The sequence below is a fragment of the Prevotella sp. E9-3 genome, assembly GCF_022024015.1.
GTDB lineage: Bacteria > Bacteroidota > Bacteroidia > Bacteroidales > Bacteroidaceae > Prevotella.
In genome coordinates this window covers 2,970,171-2,990,864 of sequence record NZ_CP091786.1, presented here as the reverse complement: position 1 = coordinate 2,990,864, position 20,694 = coordinate 2,970,171, and the positions used below count along the sequence as shown (strand labels likewise).

Sequence of the window (20,694 nt, the reverse complement as noted above, 5' to 3'; positions counted from 1 at the left end):
TTATGCAGGGAGATTTAATATGCTAAGAGCAAGAACGATAGCTATGGTCAGGAAAAAAAGAATATTGGTGAACTTGCTGCTGGTGAGTGTGAAGAAATGGGCCACGAACGGACTTGCACAAATAATGAGAATGCGCAGCAGATATTCGTAGTGTTGAGGTTGAAAGAAAATAAAGAATACAGAAATCCATCCAATAGTGGCAAAAAAGCCATATAACTGACGAATTCGGATGCGGTCTTTGTAACTGTTGAACCAGAAGTTCAACTGGCTGATAATCATCAATATAATGATGAACAGAATGGTTCCAAAGACTTCAACGGGCAATGATGAATAACGGATGGGAAACTCGAACTGTAAAAGAGCCGAGAAGTGTGAGTATGCCAACGACCATTTGTCGGCATACAGCATCCATGGCAGGAAAAACCAGTAGGGGGTGATGAGTCCTAATAAGGATGCAATCCACGACCGAACATTTAACGACTGCAGATAGAAAATGCTTGACAGCCATAGGAGCGGTACGAAATATAAGAGATGTACATAAAGCAGACTTGCTACGCCTATACAAAGGAACGCAAAGTAGTAACGGCCTTGTGATTTTGAATCCTGATAACTACTGAATAGAGGCAGTAGAGTTGCTATGAACAGAAAACTGATGAGGGAACCGTTTAATGAAGGGAAAAGAAAACCGGTGGTGCAGGTGAGTGCCAGGAACACACTGGAAATCATGCGACTTCGTATGCGAAGCAATGCGTTACTATTGTTCAGCTCTACCATGAGATAGGTACTGAATCCCAAGCAACTCATCTGCACCCACCAGCCGTTATTCACGGCACCGGCCAACAACCAAATTATTGCTGTATAGGTTGCGACGACGGTGAGTGTAACACCACTTTCGGCTATCTTGTTCTGAAGGAGTTTCCTCATGCAGAAAGTATTGCGGGTAAATCTTTAGGCAAGGTCTTTGCCTATGTCACGACGGAAATATCTGTCTGTGAACTGAATTTTCTTTGCCTCTTCGAATGATTTCTGAAGAGCCTCTTCTTTGTTTGCTCCATAGGAAGAAACGGCGATGACACGACCTCCAGCTGTTACTATCTGACCATCGTTCAGGGCTGTTCCTGCATGAAATACAACAGATCCTTTAACCTGGTCGATGCCAGTGATGGGATAGCCTTTCTTATAGGCTTCGGGATAACCGCCGCTCACCAGCATCACACAAACAGCGGCACGTTCATCAAACTCAATGGCGTGCTGATCCAGATTGCCTGAAGCCACACCTTCAAATAGATCAACGATATCGCTCTTCAGACGTAGCATCACGCTTTCAGTCTCAGGATCGCCCATACGACAATTGTATTCAATCACCATCGGCTCACCTTTCACGTTGATCAGTCCGAAGAAGATAAAACCTTTATAGTCAATGCCTTCAGCCTTCAATCCCTCAACAGTGGGACGGATAATGCGGTCATCGACTTTCTGCATCCATTCTTCTGTAGCGAATGGAACAGGAGAAACACTGCCCATGCCGCCGGTATTCAAACCGGTATCGCCTTCGCCAATGCGCTTGTAGTCTTTTGCTTCGGGCAGAATCTTGTAGTGCTTGCCATCGGTCAGTACGAAGACAGAGCATTCAATGCCACTGAGGAACTCTTCGATAACCACGCGACTGCTGGCATTGCCAAACATGCCACCCAGCATCTCTTTCAGTTCTTTCTTGGCTTCGTCAAGAGTGGGAAGGATGAGCACGCCTTTACCAGCGCATAGTCCGTCGGCCTTCAATACATAGGGAGCCTCAAGTGTCTCCAAAAAGGCCAGACCTTCTTGTAAGTGTTCGCCATCGAAAGTCTCATAACGGGCAGTGGGAATATGATGACGCTGCATAAAACCTTTGGCAAAGTCTTTTGAACCTTCCAGTACGGCACCGGCCTTTGACGGACCAATCACGGGAACATTCTTAGTGCGATCATCAGCTTTCAAGTCATCATAGATGCCTTTTACTAATGGATCTTCAGGACCGACAACTACCATGTCAATGGCTTCACTGACCACAAACTGTTTGATGGCCTCAAAGTCATCGGCTTTCATAGATACGTTCGTTCCTACCGTGCAAGTGCCTGCATTGCCTGGGGCAATAAAGAGTTTCTCACATTTCTCACTCTGGGCAATCTTCCATGCCAAGGCGTGCTCGCGGCCGCCACTGCCTAATAAAAGAATTCTCATGTCGTTATAACCTTATTTCGTGATGACGTTATGTCGTTGTTCTTTTAGATAGTCTTCACTTATTTCGTGATGACGTTATTATTTCAGATAATCTTCAAAATACTGGGTGATGCGCTCATGCAAGTGCACACTGGCATGTCCCCTCATGTTGTGCTCTTCACCAGGATAGGCAAAGAAGTCGGGCTGCGTTCCAGCATCTATGCAAGCTTTCAGAAACGACAGACAGTGTTGCGGAACTACAGTATTGTCGTTGTAACCGGTGATGATCTGCAGCTTGCCTTTTAACTGGTCTGCTTTGTTGATGAGGCTTGTCTTTTTATAGCCTTCCGGATTTTGTGCGGGGGTATCCATATAGCGTTCGCCATACATCACCTCATACCATTTCCAGTCTATGACAGGACCGCCAGCTACACCCACTTTGAACACATCGGGGTAATTGAGCATGAGCGAGGTAGTCATGAATCCGCCGAACGACCATCCGTGAACGCCCAGTCGGTTCATGTCAACATAGGGGAGGGTGCGCAGAAATTCAACACCTTTCATCTGGTCTTGCATTTCTACTTGACCTAACTGGCGGAAAGTTGCCTGTTCGAAGTCACGTCCGCGGTTTTCTGAACCTCTGTTGTCGAGTATAAAGACAATGTATCCTTTTTGTGCCATATAGGTTTCCCATGAACGGCTTAGCCAATGCCATGAAGCTTCAACATTGTGAGCGTGCGGGCCACCATATACATAGACAACGGTGGGATATTTTTTCTTGGAATCGAAATCTGCTGGCTTTACCATTCTGTAGTACAGGTCTGTAGCGCCATCGGCAGCCTTGATGCTTCCGCACTCAAACTTGGGCGTAACATAATCTTTCCAGGGGTCTTCAGCTTCCAATAGAGTACGTGTCTTCAGCTTTTTACTGCTGAGGCTGATCAAGTTGATGGTGTTAGGGGTGGTTGTCGGGGTGCTGAACTTATCGTAGAGTTGAGTGCCTGTAGCCGATAGGTATCCGCGATGAACACCTTCACCATTGTCGAGTGGAGTGCGTTTCAGCGTTTTCAGATTCACGGAGTAGAGATTGCGCTGTAAGGGATGTTTCTCGTTAGAGGCAATAATGACTGAATTTGCCTTTTCGTTGAAACCAAGCATATCGAGTACTACCCAAGCTCCGCTGGTAAGCTGTTGTAACTGCTCTCCCTTTATATTAAAAAGGTATAGGTGGTTATATCCATCCTTCTGACTCTGCATGATGAATTTAGTGCTGTCCCATGGCAGAAATCGAATGGGGTGGAGGGGCTCCACGTATTTTTCGCTCGTTTCACGATACAACTCAGCAGTTCTGTTACCTGTCTCAGCATCGTAACTTACAAGGCGACAGTCGTTCTGGTCGCGGTTCAGTTCAAACATATAGACTGTCTTTCCGTCAGGCGAAAAGGTGATATTGGTGTAATAGCTAACCTCGTTCAGGTCTATTTCTGAATCTTTCTTGTCTTTATTCTGCTGTTTAGCGAGACTCGGTGTCTTGAGATAGACCGTGCGTCCGTTTTGGAGATTGAAGATTCCTATAGTAACCTCATGAGATGTCATTCCAGCCATGGGATATTTGTCTGGCTGGTGTTCTGCTTCACGAGGAAATATATCTACCTGCGGATAGTCTGTAACCATTGTCTGATCCATACGGTAGAAGGCCAGTTTCTGTCCGTCGTTACTCCAGAAAAGACCGCCGTCAATGCCGAACTCGTTGCGGTGAACAGATTCGCCATAGACTATTTCACGCGAGCCGTCGGTAGTAAGCTGAATTTCTTTGTTGTCGGCAGTGCGTACAAAGAGTTGGTTGTTGTGCTTGAACGCAAGGGCTCTCGAAGTCTTGTTCCATTCTTGTGCGTACTCTCCAGTCTTGTTGTCCTGTCGCCAAACAATCTTTTTCGTTTTGAAATTAAAGAGCACACGCTCCTGTTTGTTTGTGAGCAGTACCAAAGGCTCGTTGGCATAAGGGTAGCGTGCCTGCATGGCAGAATGCCATCCCTCACCAAGGTCTTGGATGTTGAAAAGAACTTTCTTTTCGCCTTTCTCGTTGATGGTACCCCCTTCCTCTGCATCTTGAAACATCAGTTGATCTCCCCACCAGGTAAGGAACATGTTCTTCGGGCGTAGGTTATGATAGTTACGGCCTCCGAAGTTCAGGTCTTCAAGAGTAAAGAGTTTCTGTTGTGCAGTCATTGATAAAGTGGAAAAGGTGCAAAAAAAGCATAGGGCCACAAGGACCCTAATGCATGTTTTAGTCTTCGTCATGGTTGAAACGTTTGTTGTTCTTGTATGGTTTCTTACCTCCGCTACGGTCGAATCGTTCGTGGCCACCACGATTCTTGCTCTCGAAACGACCCTCACGTTTTCCTTCGTAGCGACCTTCTCGTTTTCCTTCTCGTTTTCCGTCCCGGCCTTCTCGTTTGTCTTCGAAGCGGCCTTCTCGTTTACCACCGATACGAGAGCGGCGATCGCTGCGTTCGCCTTTTAAGTCATGCTTGTGGAAAGTGAATGAACGAATATCTACATCCTCATTCTCATCCTGTTCGTCTAGACGCTTCTTGAACTCACGTTCTTTCTTGAAACGGTGCTTTTCAGCCATCTGACGCTTCTCTTCGTCGGTCTTGACAACACCGCCTTCGCTGCGGAAGTTCTTCAGTTTGCCGTCAAACATTGTATATTTGCGGAATTCACACTCCAGCGAACCGTTGTAAAGAGGAATCTTGATGCTTGGTTTCAGACCAATCTGTTCGAAGCATTCCTCACGATAGCTGAGAATCCATGCGTCGCCACCCATGAACTGGTGCTTCAGGCGCTCACCAATCATGCGGTAAGTGCCCAGTAGGTCAGGTGTGGTAATACGTTCGCCATAAGGTGGATTGCTCACCAGAATGCTCTTCTCCTTAGGCTGTGTGAAGTCCTTGAAGTCCTGCTGTTCTATCGTGATGTCGGCTGTAAGTCCAGCTGCCTTCACGTTCATGCGGGCAGTGTTTACTGCCTTCATGTCAACATCGTAACCATAAATGTGATGTGTGAATTCGCGCTCCTGAGAGTCGTCATTATAGATGCGGTCGAACAGGTCGGCATCAAAGTCGGGCCATTTCTCGAATGCATATTCCTTTCGGAACACACCGGGTGCCATGTTTTTGGCAATGAGCGCTGCTTCAATGAGGATTGTACCCGATCCGCACATGGGATCGATGAAATCGGTGTCGCCCTTCCAACCGGTCATGAGAATCATACCTGCTGCCAATACTTCGTTCAGCGGAGCCTCAACGCTCTCCTGACGGTAGCCGCGACGGTGCAGACTCTCACCGCTTGAGTCGAGACAGAGTGTACAGTCGGCTTCAGCAATGTGGATATGTAAGCGTAAGTCTGGGTTGGCTACTGAGATGTTGGGGCGATTACCTGTCTTCTCGCGGAACTGGTCCACGATAGCATCTTTAACTTTATAGCTTACGAATTTAGAATGGCGGAACTCCTCAGAGAATACCACCGCATCGACCGCAAAGGTGTGGTCGTTGTCTAAATAAGTGCTCCAGTCTATTTTCTTGATTTCTTCGTAAACGTCGTCGGCACTCTGTGCTTTGAAGTGGGCTATAGGCTTAAGGATTTTAATGGCTGTATGTAGCGAAAAATTAGCACGATACATCAGTTCTTTGTCTCCCGTAAACGATACCATACGTCTACCAATTACTACGTTGTTGGCCCCAAGTTGGGTCAGCTCTTTCGCCAGCACAGGTTCCAGTCCCATGAACGTTTTGGCGATTAACTCGAATTCGTGTTCCATCTAAAATAAAAGAATTATCGAGTGCAAAGATACGCTAATTGCAACGAAATACAAAATTATTCTTAATTATTCATCGCTTTTTAAGAAAAAAAACGATTCCAGTCGCTATGTGTTTATATTTTTTTTGTATATTTGCACTCAATCAAGTTTTATTTGCCTAAACTATAACTAAAACAATGTTAGCAATTTTTTTGTACGCAGCGCAACATTCGTTGCTTTCAGATATCCTCACATGGGCATTGTTGGTCATACTGCTCTTGGCATTGATTTTTCTTTTGATTTGGCAGAGAAGAATTGGTCGTGAACTGGCAAAAGATGTTCAGCAGTTTGAAAAGGTGAAAGACCATAATGTGCTGAACGAATTCGTGTTGAAAGCCCTGCGCATCGGTACCTGGCACTTAGATGTGTCGACAATGAACCTCACCTATGACAATGATTTTCGTGTGCGTGCCAATGACTGGATTGCAGAAGCCTCGGTAGTCGATGGCGCTATGGACAAGAATGTGGGTATGTTGCACGAGCAAGACGGTCCACGTGTAGCCCGTTCGCTTCAGGACCTTTGCGAGGGAAAAACGGAGGAATATCATGAAGAGTATCGAGTGAGGATTCCGAACACTGACAAAGTGTATTGGGAAGAGTCGTTTGCAACGGTGGCCGAACGTGGCGTTGATGGAAAACCGACCGTTGTGGTAGGTACATCCAAGCGTATTGACGACCGCAAAGCGATGGAGAAAGCCTTGATGGAAGCCCGTTACAGGGCAGAGGAAAGCGACCGTTTGAAGACTGCCTTCCTTGCCAATATGAGTCATGAGATACGTACTCCGTTGAATGCCATTGTGGGCTTCACAAGTGTATTGCCTGATATTACAGAGGCTGAAGAGCGTAAAATGTTGATAGACCTGATTAATGAGAATACCCAGAAACTGCTCACCATTGTTGATGATGTGGTTAGCATTTCTAAGGTTGAGTCGGGTAAGGAGGAACTGGTACTTTCAGCATTCGATCTGGCTGTCGCATTGAACGAGGTGGTAGATCTGTTTATACCAAAGGTGCCTAGTGGCATTACTCTATCTACTCAGTTTGCAGTGCCGTCGCTGACTATAACAACCGACCGTAGTCGCTTGGTTGATGTGGTGCGTCATCTGTTGTCTAATTCAGTGAAGTTCACTTCCCAAGGCAGTATTGTTGTAGGCTTTGATGCACCTGCTGATGGTTTGTTGCGCATCTGGGTACGAGATACGGGCATTGGAATCGCTCCCGAAAACCATGAGAATATTTTTGAACGCTTCTTCAAGGTCGATGAGTTTATTCCTGGCGCAGGCCTCGGCCTGAGCACCTGCCGTACACTGGCTTATAGTATGGGCGCTTCGGTAACCGTAGAGTCGGAATTGGGTAAAGGATCTACATTCTACTTTGATATTCCAGTATAATGGAATGATAGGTTAGATAAAAAACAAATGGCGCAATTACTGCGCCATTTGTTTTTGCCAGAACCGGTAGGTAATGTCCTCGAATGTACCATCTTCTTGCTGTCGGTAAAGCCGCTGATTGGTGGTAGGATTGTTGAGAGGTCCTAAGTGCCGGATGTATGGTCCAATCTTGATGTAGTCGAAATCATTCTTGGTGATACCGGCTGGGACACGCAGGCGTCCGCTATACCAGGCAACCTTGAAATTCGGATATTCCTCGTGTATGTATTCAGCCAGCAAGCATACGCCTTTTGGATCGGCATCGCCGCCCATAAACGACAGGCATGTGATATCATTGCCGTAGCGCTGAATAAAGTCATCGATAGCCTCGGTGTTGAGTGGCATGCCAATATCGTCCCAAAGATAATGACTGTGACACCCCGGGCAGCGACACGGGCAATTGGAAATATTAATTGCCAGTGTCACTTCATCGGGTATCTCCTGAAAAACGATTCCTGTATTAACGTATTTGAGCATTGTTCTTTCAAATTGTAGTGTAGAGTGTAGAGTGCAGAGTGTAGAGTTTGCTACCGCTCTGGTTTTTTATTGGATTTTATTGTAAAGTGTCCTGCGGAGCGGTAGCAAACTCTACACTCTCAACTCTCAACTCTACACTAAAAAAGTCATTTTTCCATGGTTGCATAGAATCTTCTCGCTGCTTCTTCCTGACGTGGCTTTGAGAAGTTGCTTACTCGCTTCAGATAGCCGATGATGCGTGTCAGGTAGTCCACATTCTTTGAATGGCAGTGGGGGCATTCCTTCAGATAGCGCTTGTCGATATGTCCGCAGTCGTTGCACACCGTGTTGGGAATATTGAAGGTGAAATAGTTGCAGCCTTCCTGTGCAGCCACCTTCAGCAGGTGCTTGTACTGTTCTTTCGACAGATGCTCCTCTAGGTTCATATGCAGGGCCGAGCCGCCAGTGAGGTGTTCAATGTATGGACGTCCGTGCAGTTTGAACTTGTCGATCACGGTGAGTGAATCGTCTTCTACCACATAGAAATAGCTGTTGTAACAGTCGCGTGGAACGAAATATCCGTCTTCGCGGTCCCACTTGGCATGCTTCACACCTACGTTCTCGGCAGGAATCATCTCGCAGTTGAACATCAGCTCCTTGGTGCGATACTGCTTGTTGTATTTCTCAATGAGGCCCAGGATGCCCTGAACGAATTTCTGATATTCGTCGTTGGGAGTAATCTTCAGTCCCATGAACTCGGCAGCTTCCACAAGTCCGTTGATACCGATAGTGAGGTACTGACGATTGATGTTGATATAGCCGGCGTCGAAAAGTGGCAGCATGCCATGTTCCTGCAGCTCCTTCAGATTCTCGTTGTAGGCTATCTGAACCTTGTGGCACAAGTCGATGATGGTACCCAGATATTCCAGATAGTCCAATTTGTGGTTCACAGCATACTGGATGCAACGGTTCAGGTTGATGGTCAGCACACTCTTTGAGCCTGTACTAACGCCACCGGCTCCCAAAGTGTATGAGAAACCATTGTCGGTAATCTCATTGCGTAGACGACAGCAGCTCGACAGCGAGTCGGCATTGTCGCTCATATAGGTGAAGAAAGAGTGTCCTTCTGCATACATCTCGGCAGTGAAGTCGCCCCACTCTTCGTCAAGGCAGTTGCCGTCTTTGTCGGTAAGCAATGCCATGGTCTCCACAGGGAAGGTGAGCATAGTCTTTGTACGCTCCTTGTTGAACCACTTCATGAAACGCTTCTGCAGCCAGGACAGGCTTTCCCAGTCGGGCTGAGTGCCGTCGGGGAAGTAGAACTCGCCGAAGATGCTCTTGAAATAGTACTTGTCGTAGTAGGCCACGTTCCAGAACACAGCCTGATAGTTGCGTGCGCCAGTAGGCTGGTTTAAGGTATATACAATCTGCTCAAAGTAGTCGGTGATTACCTTGTCCAGTGTGCGGTGCTTGTTGGAGAGATCCACCACTTTGTCGGCATCTTTCCAGTAGTCTGTTCCGAATTCCTTGCCAATGAAGTAGTTCATGTACATCAGGAATTCCGGTGTGGCGCAAGCTCCGCTCAGCATCGAGCTGACCATGAACACCATGTTCACGAAACCGCCGCAGTATGACTTCAGGTTGGTGGGAGCGGTAGAGTTGCCGCCGATGGATAGTGTTCCGCCAATGAGCCAGGGGTACATGGTGATAGAGGCACAGTAGTTGGCCAGTGATGTCTCGTCGTTCTTATATATAAAGTGGTGGGTCAGTTTGTCAATATATTCGTCGGCCAACTGCTTGCCATACATTTTCTTGATACGTTCTGTCAGCAAACGGCGGTTCAAACGGATGAAGTTTGACTTTGGAAGTTCACCAATGAGTGTGGCAATGTTTTTGTGCTCAACGTTGGCGTTGGCATCATATTTTGAGCCAGTGGCAGCGTTCACTGATTCCATGTACTCTGAAAGGAACATCATCTTTTCCAGTGTCTCACGGTCTTCTGTATGTTCCTGACGATAAAGAATGAACGACTTGGCTACTTTAAAGAAGCCTTCGCGCATCAGCGCCTCCTCTACCTGGTTCTGAATATCCTCAACCTTGATACCTTCGTGGATATCCAAGTGGCTCAGGATTTTCGAGATTGTGCCCAAGTCGGAGGGTTCGTCAACACTCTGGAATGCCTTGATGATGGCATTCATAATTTTGTCAAGCGAGAAGCGATCTTTTGATCCATCGCGCTTAGTGATGGTGAAATTCTTAATTTCCATTGTTATAGTTTGCTACTGTCTTATTTTTTTTTAGAGCTATTTTTTAGGTCTTAGGTTGTCTGTTTTGGAAAACTTTTTTGGTTTTGGTTTTGAAAAAGTTTTCCAAAATGGGTAACTTTTTCGTTTGCAAAGTTACAAAAATAATTCGTTCTTGTTATATTTATGACTCAAAATTTTGTGTTAATAAGTATAAAATGTGTAACAGAAAAATTTGATAGAATACAACTTGTATTTTTATGAAATAATACTTATTGTTTTGCACTGTTATAGCTGTTGTTTTCCGTCTTTGCAGGAATACCCTTACAATAAATTATAGCTATAATTGTGAAGATTATAGCTAAAATTTGAGAAATTATAGCTATAATTATACGTAAAACATGTTCTGTTAATCATAAATTGCTTAACTTTGCGCTTTAAATTCTTATTAATATGACTAAGAACATTTTTCTTTTTGCATTGCTGTCCTTGCCTATTTCGGCATTTTCACAGCAGAAGACAGAGGTCAACCGTTTTAATCTTACAGGTCCCTATGCAGTCTCTACTCCATTTGTTTCTGATAGTGTTGATGTAAAGGGACAAAAGTTTGACGAAGGTTCCTTATTGAATACACTTGGACTGAACGAGACGACTCAATCATCTGTTTGGGAATCGCCCCTGTTGCCCTCACTTCCCGATACGAAGAGTGTGGGCGTGTTGAGTTTCTTTCTGAACAACTCCAGCTATCAGACGATGAAGATGGAAGTAAAGGGTCCGAAGCATTACAAGGTGTTCGTTGATGGTGTTGAGGCTGGCGGCGAACTGAAGCTTTCGCCCGATCATCACACCGTGGCCATCAAATTCCTGGCAGAACCTAAAGATACCGATTCGGTAAAAGTTGTGTTGGATGCCCAGCAGGCTGTTGACTATACCCTTAGCAAGAAACACCCCTACATGGTTCACGATTTGACCGACGGGCGTCGTGTACGTAATATCTCGCTTTCGGCTGATGGTACCGTTGCGCTGCTCGTTTTTCAGACCACTGAACGTGGGGGAAAAGACCGTTGGGAATATGAATTGCGTGATGTGAAAACGCAACAGTTGTTGGGACGCCCGTCACAGAATGTTCGTTGGCTGCCTCGCGCGTGTGCATATATAGAAGAGGTGTGGGAAGCCGACAAACGAGTGCTCTATAGAGTTGATGCCCGTAGCGGTGAGCGTACTCGTATGGCTTATGATCTGCCTCGTGGCGGCTATACCGTCAGTCCCACTGAGGAGTTTCTCATCATATCGTCCGAGGATGAAGGACCGAAAGAAGATGAAGAGGTGTTCCAGGTGTTGGAGATGGACGACCGTCAGCCCGGATGGCGCAATCGCGGCTATTTGACCTACTACGATTTGAAGTCGGGCATTAGCCAGCGCATCACCTTCGGTCATCGTGGTCAGTATCTGCTTGATATCTCGCAGGATGGCACCAAACTGCTTGTCGGCACCTCACGCTCGCGCCTTGAGAAACGCCCCACTACCGTTACCGACTATCTGGTGATGGAGGTAGGCACGTGGAAGGTCGATACCCTGCTGGCAGCTGCCGAATTTCTGGGTGGTGCCACTTTCTCTGCCGATGCTAAGCAAGTGCTTTTTACCGGTAATCCCGAGGCTTTCAACCGTATAGGTTGTCAGTTGCCAGAGAGTATTACACCCAGTATGACCGAAAACGAGTTGTTCCTCTATGATATTGCTTCAAAGAAGGTCACTCCTCTCACCAAGGATTTCGATCCATCGGTGAGCAATGTTGACTGGTCGCGCACGGATGGCATGATTTATTTCACAGCCGAGAATCGTGACTTTGTTCATCTCTATCAACTCAATCCGGCCAATGGTCAGATAGTACGTCTTGAGACCAACGGCGACAATGTCTATCGTATGGATTTAGCTGCTCAAAGCCGTGTACTGGCCTATCTCAGCTACGAGACCTTGGCTCCTGCCTCTGCCTATGTGGCCTATATCCATGCTAAGCCCGGAAAGACAGCCATGAAGCAAGTGCGTTTCTTTGATGGAAAGACAGTGTTGGGCGATGCTGAGCTGGGCACCTGTGAGGATTGGAACTTCGTCAATTCAAAAGGCGACACCGTCTATGGCCGTCTGTACCTGCCGAAAGATTTCGATGCTTCAAAGAAGTATCCGATGATTGTGTACTATTACGGTGGCTGTTCGCCCACCAGTCGCTATTTTGAGTCACCTTATGCTCCACAGTATTGGAACTCACTGGGCTATGTGGCATACATCATTCAACCCAGTGGCGCTACAGGCTTCGGTCAGGATTGGGCCTCGCGCCATGTGAATACTGCCGGTGGAGCTCCCGTGAATGGGGTAGTGCCTGGCGGAACCCCTGCTGGCGATATTATTGAGGGAACGAAGAAAATCTGTGAGACTCATCCCTTCATCAACAAAGAAAAAATCGGTTGTATGGGCGCTTCCTATGGTGGCTTTATGACACAGTATCTGCAAACCGTTACCGACATCTTTGCCGCTGCTGTTTCTCATGCCGGTATTGCCAATCATACCAGCTATTGGGGTGAGGGCTACTGGGGATATAACTATAGCGAGGTGAGCATGGCCAACAGCTATCCTTGGAGCCATCGCCAGTTATACGTAGAACAGTCGCCTCTGTTCAATGCCGACAAGATTCATACTCCCTTGTTGCTGTTGCATGGCACCGACGATACCAACGTGCCCATCGTAGAGAGTCTGCAGATGTTTACAGCCTTGAAACTCCTGGGACGTGAGGTGGCTTTGGTAGAAGTGAAGGGGCAGAACCACCACATCACCGACTATAAGAAACGTGAGAAATGGCTGGCTACACAGATGGCATGGTTTCAGAAGTGGTTAAAAGATGATTCTTCATGGTGGGATGCGCTCTATCCGAAGAAGAATCTCTAAAGCGTAAGAATACTTTTACTTTGATACTGAAATAAATTTTGGCCAAAATTCTCGCAATTTTGGCCATTATTTCTAAAATTTTGGCCAAAATTTGTTTCAGTATATTTTTTTAGTCGTAACTTTGCAGCGTGAAAAGAAACGCAAGACGACATATTTCGGCTGTGGTTCTATTGGCAGTCTATCTGTCAATGGTACTCTTGGCGTCTTTTCATGTCCATCCTACTAGTTTGAACATAGTTGACGATTGTGAGATGTGCGTGAACCATCAGGCTCATGGTGGTCATCTCACGTCGGGTGACAGCGGACAGCATGTTTGTCTGCTCTGTCAGTTTCTTACATTCAACTATTTGGCTGTAGCCGTTGCTGCGGTCGTGTTCATACTCACAAAAACTCCTTTGTATCGTGCCGCCTTTTGTGCCGCTATCCAACTGCGTTCAAGAGGCATCATCGGTCTGCGTGCGCCTCCTTCGTTCTTTCTTTAAATGATGATTTAGGAAATAACGAAAAAGGCAATACATGATATCACTATTATGCTTTGCTGCCATATTGTCGATGCATGAACCTGCTGACACTACTGTTACCATACAGGATGTGGAGGTAAGGGGTACAGCACGTCAACGGCAGCAAATGAAAACCTCACAGAACAGTGTTCAGGTGGGGCATGAGTATTTGGAAGATAATTTTTCAGGCTCACTGATGCAGACCTTGGAAGGTATTCCAGGCGTGAAAGCGATGACCATCGGTTCGGGCATGTCGAAACCAACCATTCGCGGATTGGGCTTCAACCGTATGGCTGTTGCTGAAGACGGTGTGAAGCACGAGGGACAGCAGTGGGGCGACGACCACGGACTGGAGATAGACCAGTTTGCAGTGGACCGTGTGGAAGTGGTGAAAGGACCAGCGGCCCTCCTTCATGGCAGCGATGCCATCGGGGGGGTGCTCAATCTCTTTACCAATCATGTGCCCCTACAGCCGTTTGAGGGCGCCGTTCAACTTTTTGGCCGTTCCAACAACGAGCAGTTGGGTGTCTCGGCCAAGGTGGGCGGGCGACACGGAAAGTTCTTCTACCGTGCTCATGCCACTTTTATAGACTATGCCGACTACAAGGTCCCTACCGACAGTATTCAGTATTATTCCTATTGGATAAGGTTGAAGGACGGCCGACTGCGCAATACTGCCGGAAAAGAACGTGACGGAAGTGTGATGGTGGGCTTTGCCGGCTATAACTTCCATACCGATCTGCGTATCTCGGACAGTTACTCGAAGAGTGGATTCTTTGCCAATGCACATGGATTGGAAGTGCGCCTTTCTGGCATAGACTACGACTCCTCGCGTCGGGATATCGACCTGCCCTATCAGTGGGTGAACCACCTGAAAGTGCTCAGTCATACGTCGTGGTCGGAAGCTGATGGCTCTATAGAGTTGAACCTTGCCTATCAGAACAACCTGCGTGAGGAATGCTCAGAGCCTGTGTCGCATGGCTATATGCCCAAGCCTGACGGAACTTTGGAGCGTCGGTTTAATAAGAATACCTATTCCGGACAACTGATGATGCGCCATTCTTTAGGCAGTGACCATGAATTGCAGGCCGGAGTGAGTGCTGAATATCAGCACAACCGCCGTTCCGGTTGGGGATTTATTATTCCTGACTTCGAGCAACTGGCTATGGGCGCCTTTGTCTTTGACCGTTATTCCATTAAAGAAAATCTCATAGTCAATGCCGGTGTTCGATATGACCATGCCCGCACGCAGATACACTCGTATAACGACTGGTATCTGACACCAAGTCTCACCCTCAACCCCTCTCAGAAGGGAGAAGGGAGTGAACACCCTGGCATGGCCTACAAGCAGCGCTCCTCGGAACAGGATCGCCGCTTCAACAGTCTTACCTGGTCGGCCGGTGTCAACTGGCAATTAGGTGAATGGGTGTTGAAAACGAATGTAGGAAAGAGTTTCCGTGTGCCTATTCCAAAGGAATTGGGTGCCGATGGTGTAAACTACCATATCTTCCGTTATGAGCAAGGCAATGCTGGTCTTGACCCGGAAGAGAGTTATCAGGTCGATGCTGGTATCAGTTGGAGTCACAACGGTCTGAGTGTGCAGTTTGAGCCCTACGTGAACTATTTCCCCAACTATATCTATCTGAACCCGACATCGCAGTTCGTAGAGGGCTTGCAACTCTATTATTATACGCAGGCGGAAGTGCTGCGATACGGTTTTGAGGCTGAGTTGAACTATGAGTTGAATAGCCATTGGGAGGCAGGCATAAAAGGGGAATACCTATATGCCGAACAGCAGTCGGGCGAGAAAAAAGGCTATTCGCTGCCTTTCTCTACACCTTGGTCTGTTGATGCCGACATTAAATATAAGTTTGTACGCGTACCTTTTATTAATTATAGGAACGGCCGTACTGTTAAAATAAAGGACGGTAGGGTTGTTGACTATCAGAGGCTACGTGCTCAGGGATTCGTCGGGTTAAACTTCCATCTCGTAGGCCGACAGGATAATATCGTGCCTCCCGAGAGTCCAACCGGCGGATTCTTTACGCTGAATCTCTCTGCAGGCAAACGCTTTTCGCTTACGCCTGATGCCGTGCTCAAGATTGCCCTTCATGCCGACAATCTGCTGAACACGCGCTACTACGATCATACTAGCTACTATCGGCTGATTGACGTGCCAGAGCCTGGCCGCAATTTCTCGCTGATGGTAGGAATTGAATTTTAATAAAACCCCTCATAAAGGGAATACATCAATCATTATGAAAAAGAATATATTGTTGAGCCTGATGATGGCTCTTGTAAGTGCAGTCGTTTTAAGTCTTGTGGCTTGTGACAATGACAGCGATGATAATACAAAGGATACTACTAAACCCACTATCCTAACTACTGGTAGTGAAGCCAGTGTGGTGAACCCAATCAACTGTCAGTTGTATCAGCGTGGTGACACGATTCACTTCTTCTACGTGTTTGAAGATGATGTAGAATTGGGAAATTTCAATATCGAGATTCATGACAACAGTGACCATCATAGTCATAGTACTGAGAGTGATGACCATGATCATGAAGGAGGAGAATGCTCACACGATGAGGACCATGAACACGATGTTGATGAGCATCATCATGAAACAGAAAAGCACTGGGTGTACAATCAGGATTTCCAGATTCCTGCCGGTCAGCGCCGTTATGAGGCTCGTGTAGATATTCCCATCCCCACAGACATTGCCGAGGGTGACTATCATTTCATGATACGAGTAACCGACCGTGCTGGTTGGATGCAGTTGAAAACCATTGCTATCATTGTTGAAGAATAAGTATGATAAAGACAACTCTATTGTTTTTGGGGATATTGCTTTCTGCCATAAATATGTCGGCACACGAGTGGAAACTGGTGTGGAGCGATGAGTTTGATGGTTGCGGCCAACCCGATTCGCTGTCGTGGAACTTTGAGGAAGGGTTTGTGCGCAATCATGAGGCACAGTGGTATCAGCGAGAGAATGCCTGGCAGGAAGACGGGAAACTTGTCATAGAGGCTCGTCGCGAGCATCGTCCCAATCCTACCTATCGGGCTGGCAGTCGCCATTGGGGACAGCAACGTGAGCATATTGAATACACATCCTCCTGTGTGACAACGGCAGGCAAGCGCCAGTTCCTCTATGGGAGGATGGAGGTGTGTGCCCGCATTCCTACAGCTGAAGGAGCATGGCCGGCCATTTGGACACTGGGCAGCGGGATGGAGTGGCCATCGTGTGGCGAGATTGACCAGATGGAATTCTATCGTATTGATGGTCAGCCCCATATCCTGGCCAATGTGGCGTGGGGAAATGATCGTCACCATTCGGCAGTGTGGAACAGTAGGAAGATTCCCTTCACCCATTTTGCCGATCGGGATTCTGACTGGGAAAAGCATTTCCACGTGTGGCGCATGGACTGGGACACACTGTCTATCCGTCTATATCTCGACGATGAACTGCTCAACGAAGTACTTTTGTCTGAAACGGTCAATGGTGAGGTAGGGCAGTACTCCAATCCTTTCACCAAACCGCAGTATATCCTGCTCAATCTGGCTCTTGGAGGGGATAACGGCGGGCCCATTGATGATGAGGCTTTCCCTATGCGTTATGAGATAGACTATGTGCGAATTTATCAAAAAGAGTGATAAAGGAGATTGTCTGAATGTCAAAATGAAAGCAAATCAACAAAAATACTGTCATTTTGTGAAATAAATAGAAGAAAAACTTGTGTGTTGGTAAATTATTGCTACCTTTGCACGGAAAATTTAGACAATAAGTATTTTCGCAATGAGTAAACTGATTGAACCAATCAACTATCATCGTCTGCTGGACACCAAGCAGACGGAACAGGGTATCAAGCTGATTAAAGAATTTTTCCAGCAGAACCTTTCTACCGAACTGCGCCTTCGTCGTGTCACAGCCCCGCTGTTTGTGTTGCAAGGACTGGGCATCAACGACGATCTGAATGGTGTGGAGCGTGCCGTAACCTTTCCTATCAAGGACTTGGGTGATGCGCGTGCTGAAGTGGTACATTCGCTGGCAAAGTGGAAACGCCTGTCGCTGGCCGAGTATGAGATAGAACCAGGTTATGGCGTCTATACCGATATGAATGCTATTCGTGCTGACGAGGAATTGGACAATCTGCACTCACTTTATGTTGACCAATGGGACTGGGAAGCAGTGATTCGTCGTGAAGACCGTACGTTGGCCTATCTGAAGAATATTGTGGAGCGTATCTATGCTGCCATCCGCCGCACAGAATATCTGGTGTGCGAGACCTATGCACAGATAAAACCTTTCCTGCCAGAGAAAATCCATTTTATTCATGCCGAGGAACTGTTGCAACTCTATCCTGACAAGACACCGAAGGAACGCGAAGATGCTATCTGTAAGAAATATGGTGCCGTATTTATTATAGGTATAGGCGGAAAACTTTCGAATGGTGAGAAACACGATGGTCGTGCTCCTGACTATGACGACTGGTCAACAGTGGCTGAGGACGGTCGTAAGGGCCTGAATGGTGATATCCTTATTTGGTATCCTGTGCTGGGCCGTTCGTTCGAACTTTCGTCAATGGGTATTCGTGTTGACAAAGAGGCGCTACTTCGTCAGTTGAAACTGGAAGGACAGGAAGCTCGTCAGGAACTCTATTTCCACCAGCAATTGCTGAACGACCGTTTGCCCCTGTCTATCGGTGGCGGTATCGGACAGAGTCGTCTGTGTATGGTACTCCTTCAGAAAGCTCATATCGGTGAGATTCAAGCCAGTATCTGGCCTGAAGATATGCGTAAGCAATGCCGGGAATTGGGCATGCCACTCATTTGAAAATACGGCTTAAAATGAAAAGTGATTTCTAAAAATCATTAATAATTTTTCTATCAACTAAGAAATGCGAAAATAAATGTGTATTTTCGCATTTCTTAATTTTTATACAAAATGAACAAACGCCCATTGATACTCATCTCGAACGATGACGGTTTTCAGGCCAAAGGCATCAATAGTCTCGTGGATATGCTCCGCGATATGGCAGATATTCTTGTGTGTGCGCCTGATTCTGCCCGCTCTGGTTTCTCTTGCGCATTTTCCGCTACCACACCGCTCAGACTGAAAAAGCAAAAGGAAGAAACGGGACTGCAGATATGGTCAAGCACCGGAACACCTACCGACTGTGTGAAACAGGCTTTGCATACGCTTTTGGAAGGCCGTAAGCCAGATATGGTGATTGGTGGTATCAATCATGGCGACAATGCTTCGGTGAATACCCACTATAGTGGTACGATGGGCGTAGTGCTTGAAGGGTGTATGAAGAATATACCCTCAGTCGCCTTCTCGTTATGCGATTATACCGAGGATGCCAATTTTGAACCTTTGCGGCCTTATGTACGTATGATTACCGCCAAGGTCCTGGAACAGGGACTTCCTAATGGCGTTTGTCTGAACGTGAACTTTCCCGTGGTGAAGGATGCTGATTTTGCAGGCATGAAGATTTGCCGTATGGGAAAAGGTTCGTGGCTGAATGAGATTACCACCTGTCATCATCCTCGTGGGTATGACTACTACTGGATGGTAGGCCATTATCAGAATGACGAACCAGAAGCTACCGACACTGATCGCTGGGCACTGGCTAATGGCTATGTGGCCATCACGCCAACAAAGATCGATGTAACAGCCTATGAGGCTTTCGATATTCTCAATTCTCAATTCTTGGACAAACCAAGCGGCAAATCCGAGCAGTCAACTCTCAACCCATGAAGTACTATCTTATAGCTGGCGAGGCCTCAGGCGATCTGCATGCCTCTCATTTGATGAAATCGCTGAAAACAGCGGATAGCAATGCTGAATTTCGTTTCTTTGGTGGCGACTTGATGGCTGCCGAAGGTGGCACGATGGTGAAACACTATCGTGAGTTGGCGTATATGGGCTTTGTGCCAGTGCTACTGCATCTGCCTACCATTCTTCGTAATATGAAGATGTGTAAACAGGATATACACGATTGGCAGCCCGATGTGGTGATACTCGTTGACTATCCTGGGTTCAACCTTGATATAGCTAAGTTCCTGAAAGCAAAGACCCAAATACCGGTCTATTACTATATTTCACCTAAGATATGGGCATGGAAAGAATACCGTATTAAGAATATCCGACGTGATATCTCTGAACTATTTTCTATCCTGCCATTTGAGGTCGATTTCTTTGAAGGCAAGCATCATTATCCCATTCATTATGTGGGGAATCCAACTGCCAGTGAGGTGAGCGAATTCCGAAACAGTTATAAGGAGTCTTTCGAGGAATTCTGTGAGAGAAATAATCTGGAGAAAGGGAAACCCGTGATTGCAGTTCTGGCAGGTTCGCGGCGTCAGGAGATAAAAGACAATCTGCCTACTATGTTGCAGGTAGCAGCTGAATTCAAGGACTATCAGCTTGTGATAGCTGGTGCTCCTGGAATAGACGATGACTACTATGCTCAATTCGTCAATATGCATCACTCATCGAGTATCACCTCTCACTTAATCAAGAATCAGACTTATGCGTTGCTTTCTCATGCCCATGCGGCTTTGGTGACCAGTGGTACTGCCACGCTTGAAACGGCCTTGTTCCGGGTTCCGCAAGTGGTGTGCTATAGAACTGTGTTGCCAAAGTTTATTGGGTATATGCGTAAGAAGGTACTGAAGGTGAAATACGTTTCGCTGGTGAATCTTGTAGCCAATCGCGAGGTGGTCACCGAATTGGTGGCCGATGGCTTCACCCCACAGAATATCCGTCAGGAGTTGTCAATGATTCTGGATGGCCCGCATCGCCAAGATATGCTGCAAGGATATGAAGAGGTGGCAAAGGCCCTGGGCACACTGAATGCTCCTGACCAAGCTGCTTACATAATCGTTGAAAAATTGAAGAATAAGTAATAATTTCCCGCTTATTCTTGCGCTTTTTATGTATAATCGTACTTTTTTACCGCTGAAAGTGTTAAAAAAGTACGATTTTTCTTGGAGTGTAATCGATTATTCTTTACATTTGCAAGCAGAAATGTACTAAAAACAGTATAGCCTACTGTCT

Annotated in this window: 15 protein-coding genes; 9 read left to right on the top strand and 6 right to left on the bottom strand. The window is 46.7% G+C overall.

Annotated elements, in window-relative coordinates; all coding sequences use genetic code 11:
* The 4 genes from L6475_RS11715 to L6475_RS11700 form a co-directional block, all read right to left on the bottom strand.
* Positions 1 to 924: a hypothetical protein gene (locus L6475_RS11715; protein WP_237820251.1), complete on the bottom strand. Its 924-nt coding sequence runs from the start codon at positions 922 to 924 to the stop codon at positions 1 to 3.
* Between the two features lie 24 nt (positions 925 to 948).
* Positions 949 to 2,220: a phosphoribosylamine--glycine ligase gene (purD, locus tag L6475_RS11710; protein ID WP_237820249.1), complete on the bottom strand. Its 1,272-nt coding sequence runs from the start codon at positions 2,218 to 2,220 to the stop codon at positions 949 to 951.
* A gap of 78 nt (positions 2,221 to 2,298) precedes the next feature.
* Positions 2,299 to 4,500 (bottom strand): DPP IV N-terminal domain-containing protein, encoded by a 2,202-nt coding sequence (locus tag L6475_RS11705; protein ID WP_370641608.1) that lies wholly within the window; start codon positions 4,498 to 4,500, stop codon positions 2,299 to 2,301.
* The gene (locus tag L6475_RS11700) at positions 4,487 to 6,022 is read right to left on the bottom strand and encodes a THUMP domain-containing protein (RefSeq protein WP_237820245.1); all 1,536 of its coding nucleotides are present in this window, start codon (positions 6,020 to 6,022) and stop codon (positions 4,487 to 4,489) included. Before L6475_RS11700 ends, L6475_RS11705 begins: the two co-directional genes overlap by 14 nt.
* Positions 6,023 to 6,198: 176 nt before the next feature.
* Here L6475_RS11700 and L6475_RS11695 point away from each other — a divergent pair, with 176 nt between their 5' ends.
* Positions 6,199 to 7,452, top strand: coding sequence for an ATP-binding protein (locus L6475_RS11695; RefSeq protein WP_237820243.1), 1,254 nt, complete (start codon positions 6,199 to 6,201; stop codon positions 7,450 to 7,452).
* A 36-nt stretch (positions 7,453 to 7,488) separates the two neighbouring features.
* On the opposite strand, the gene nrdG is transcribed toward L6475_RS11695, so the two are convergent.
* Complete coding sequence (nrdG, locus tag L6475_RS11690; RefSeq protein WP_237820241.1) at positions 7,489 to 7,968, bottom strand: anaerobic ribonucleoside-triphosphate reductase activating protein; 480 nt, start codon at positions 7,966 to 7,968, stop codon at positions 7,489 to 7,491.
* 146 nt (positions 7,969 to 8,114) lie between these two features.
* The gene (nrdD, locus tag L6475_RS11685; protein ID WP_237820238.1) at positions 8,115 to 10,214 is read right to left on the bottom strand and encodes an anaerobic ribonucleoside-triphosphate reductase; all 2,100 of its coding nucleotides are present in this window, start codon (positions 10,212 to 10,214) and stop codon (positions 8,115 to 8,117) included.
* Between the two features lie 429 nt (positions 10,215 to 10,643).
* Here nrdD and L6475_RS11680 point away from each other — a divergent pair, with 429 nt between their 5' ends.
* The 8 genes from L6475_RS11680 (at position 10,644) to lpxB (ending at position 20,543) form a co-directional block, all read left to right on the top strand.
* Positions 10,644 to 13,130: a prolyl oligopeptidase family serine peptidase gene (locus L6475_RS11680; protein ID WP_237820236.1), complete on the top strand. Its 2,487-nt coding sequence runs from the start codon at positions 10,644 to 10,646 to the stop codon at positions 13,128 to 13,130.
* A gap of 128 nt (positions 13,131 to 13,258) precedes the next feature.
* Entirely contained in the window at positions 13,259 to 13,612 is a 354-nt protein-coding gene (locus tag L6475_RS11675) for a hypothetical protein (RefSeq protein ID WP_237820234.1), read from the top strand.
* A gap of 34 nt (positions 13,613 to 13,646) precedes the next feature.
* Positions 13,647 to 15,854, top strand: coding sequence for a TonB-dependent receptor (locus L6475_RS11670; RefSeq protein WP_237820232.1), 2,208 nt, complete (start codon positions 13,647 to 13,649; stop codon positions 15,852 to 15,854).
* A 34-nt stretch (positions 15,855 to 15,888) separates the two neighbouring features.
* Positions 15,889 to 16,440, top strand: coding sequence for a DUF4625 domain-containing protein (locus tag L6475_RS11665; RefSeq protein ID WP_237820230.1), 552 nt, complete (start codon positions 15,889 to 15,891; stop codon positions 16,438 to 16,440).
* A gap of 2 nt (positions 16,441 to 16,442) precedes the next feature.
* A complete protein-coding gene (locus tag L6475_RS11660; protein WP_370641607.1) occupies positions 16,443 to 17,285 on the top strand; it encodes a family 16 glycosylhydrolase in 843 nt (280 codons plus the stop codon).
* Between the two features lie 142 nt (positions 17,286 to 17,427).
* The gene (gene asnA, locus L6475_RS11655; RefSeq protein ID WP_237820228.1) at positions 17,428 to 18,465 is read left to right on the top strand and encodes an aspartate--ammonia ligase; all 1,038 of its coding nucleotides are present in this window, start codon (positions 17,428 to 17,430) and stop codon (positions 18,463 to 18,465) included.
* Between the two features lie 111 nt (positions 18,466 to 18,576).
* Entirely contained in the window at positions 18,577 to 19,392 is an 816-nt protein-coding gene (surE, locus tag L6475_RS11650; protein WP_237820226.1) for a 5'/3'-nucleotidase SurE, read from the top strand.
* Positions 19,389 to 20,543 (top strand): lipid-A-disaccharide synthase, encoded by a 1,155-nt coding sequence (gene lpxB / locus L6475_RS11645; RefSeq protein ID WP_237820224.1) that lies wholly within the window; start codon positions 19,389 to 19,391, stop codon positions 20,541 to 20,543. Before surE ends, lpxB begins: the two co-directional genes overlap by 4 nt.
* Positions 20,544 to 20,694 lie beyond the last annotated feature (151 nt).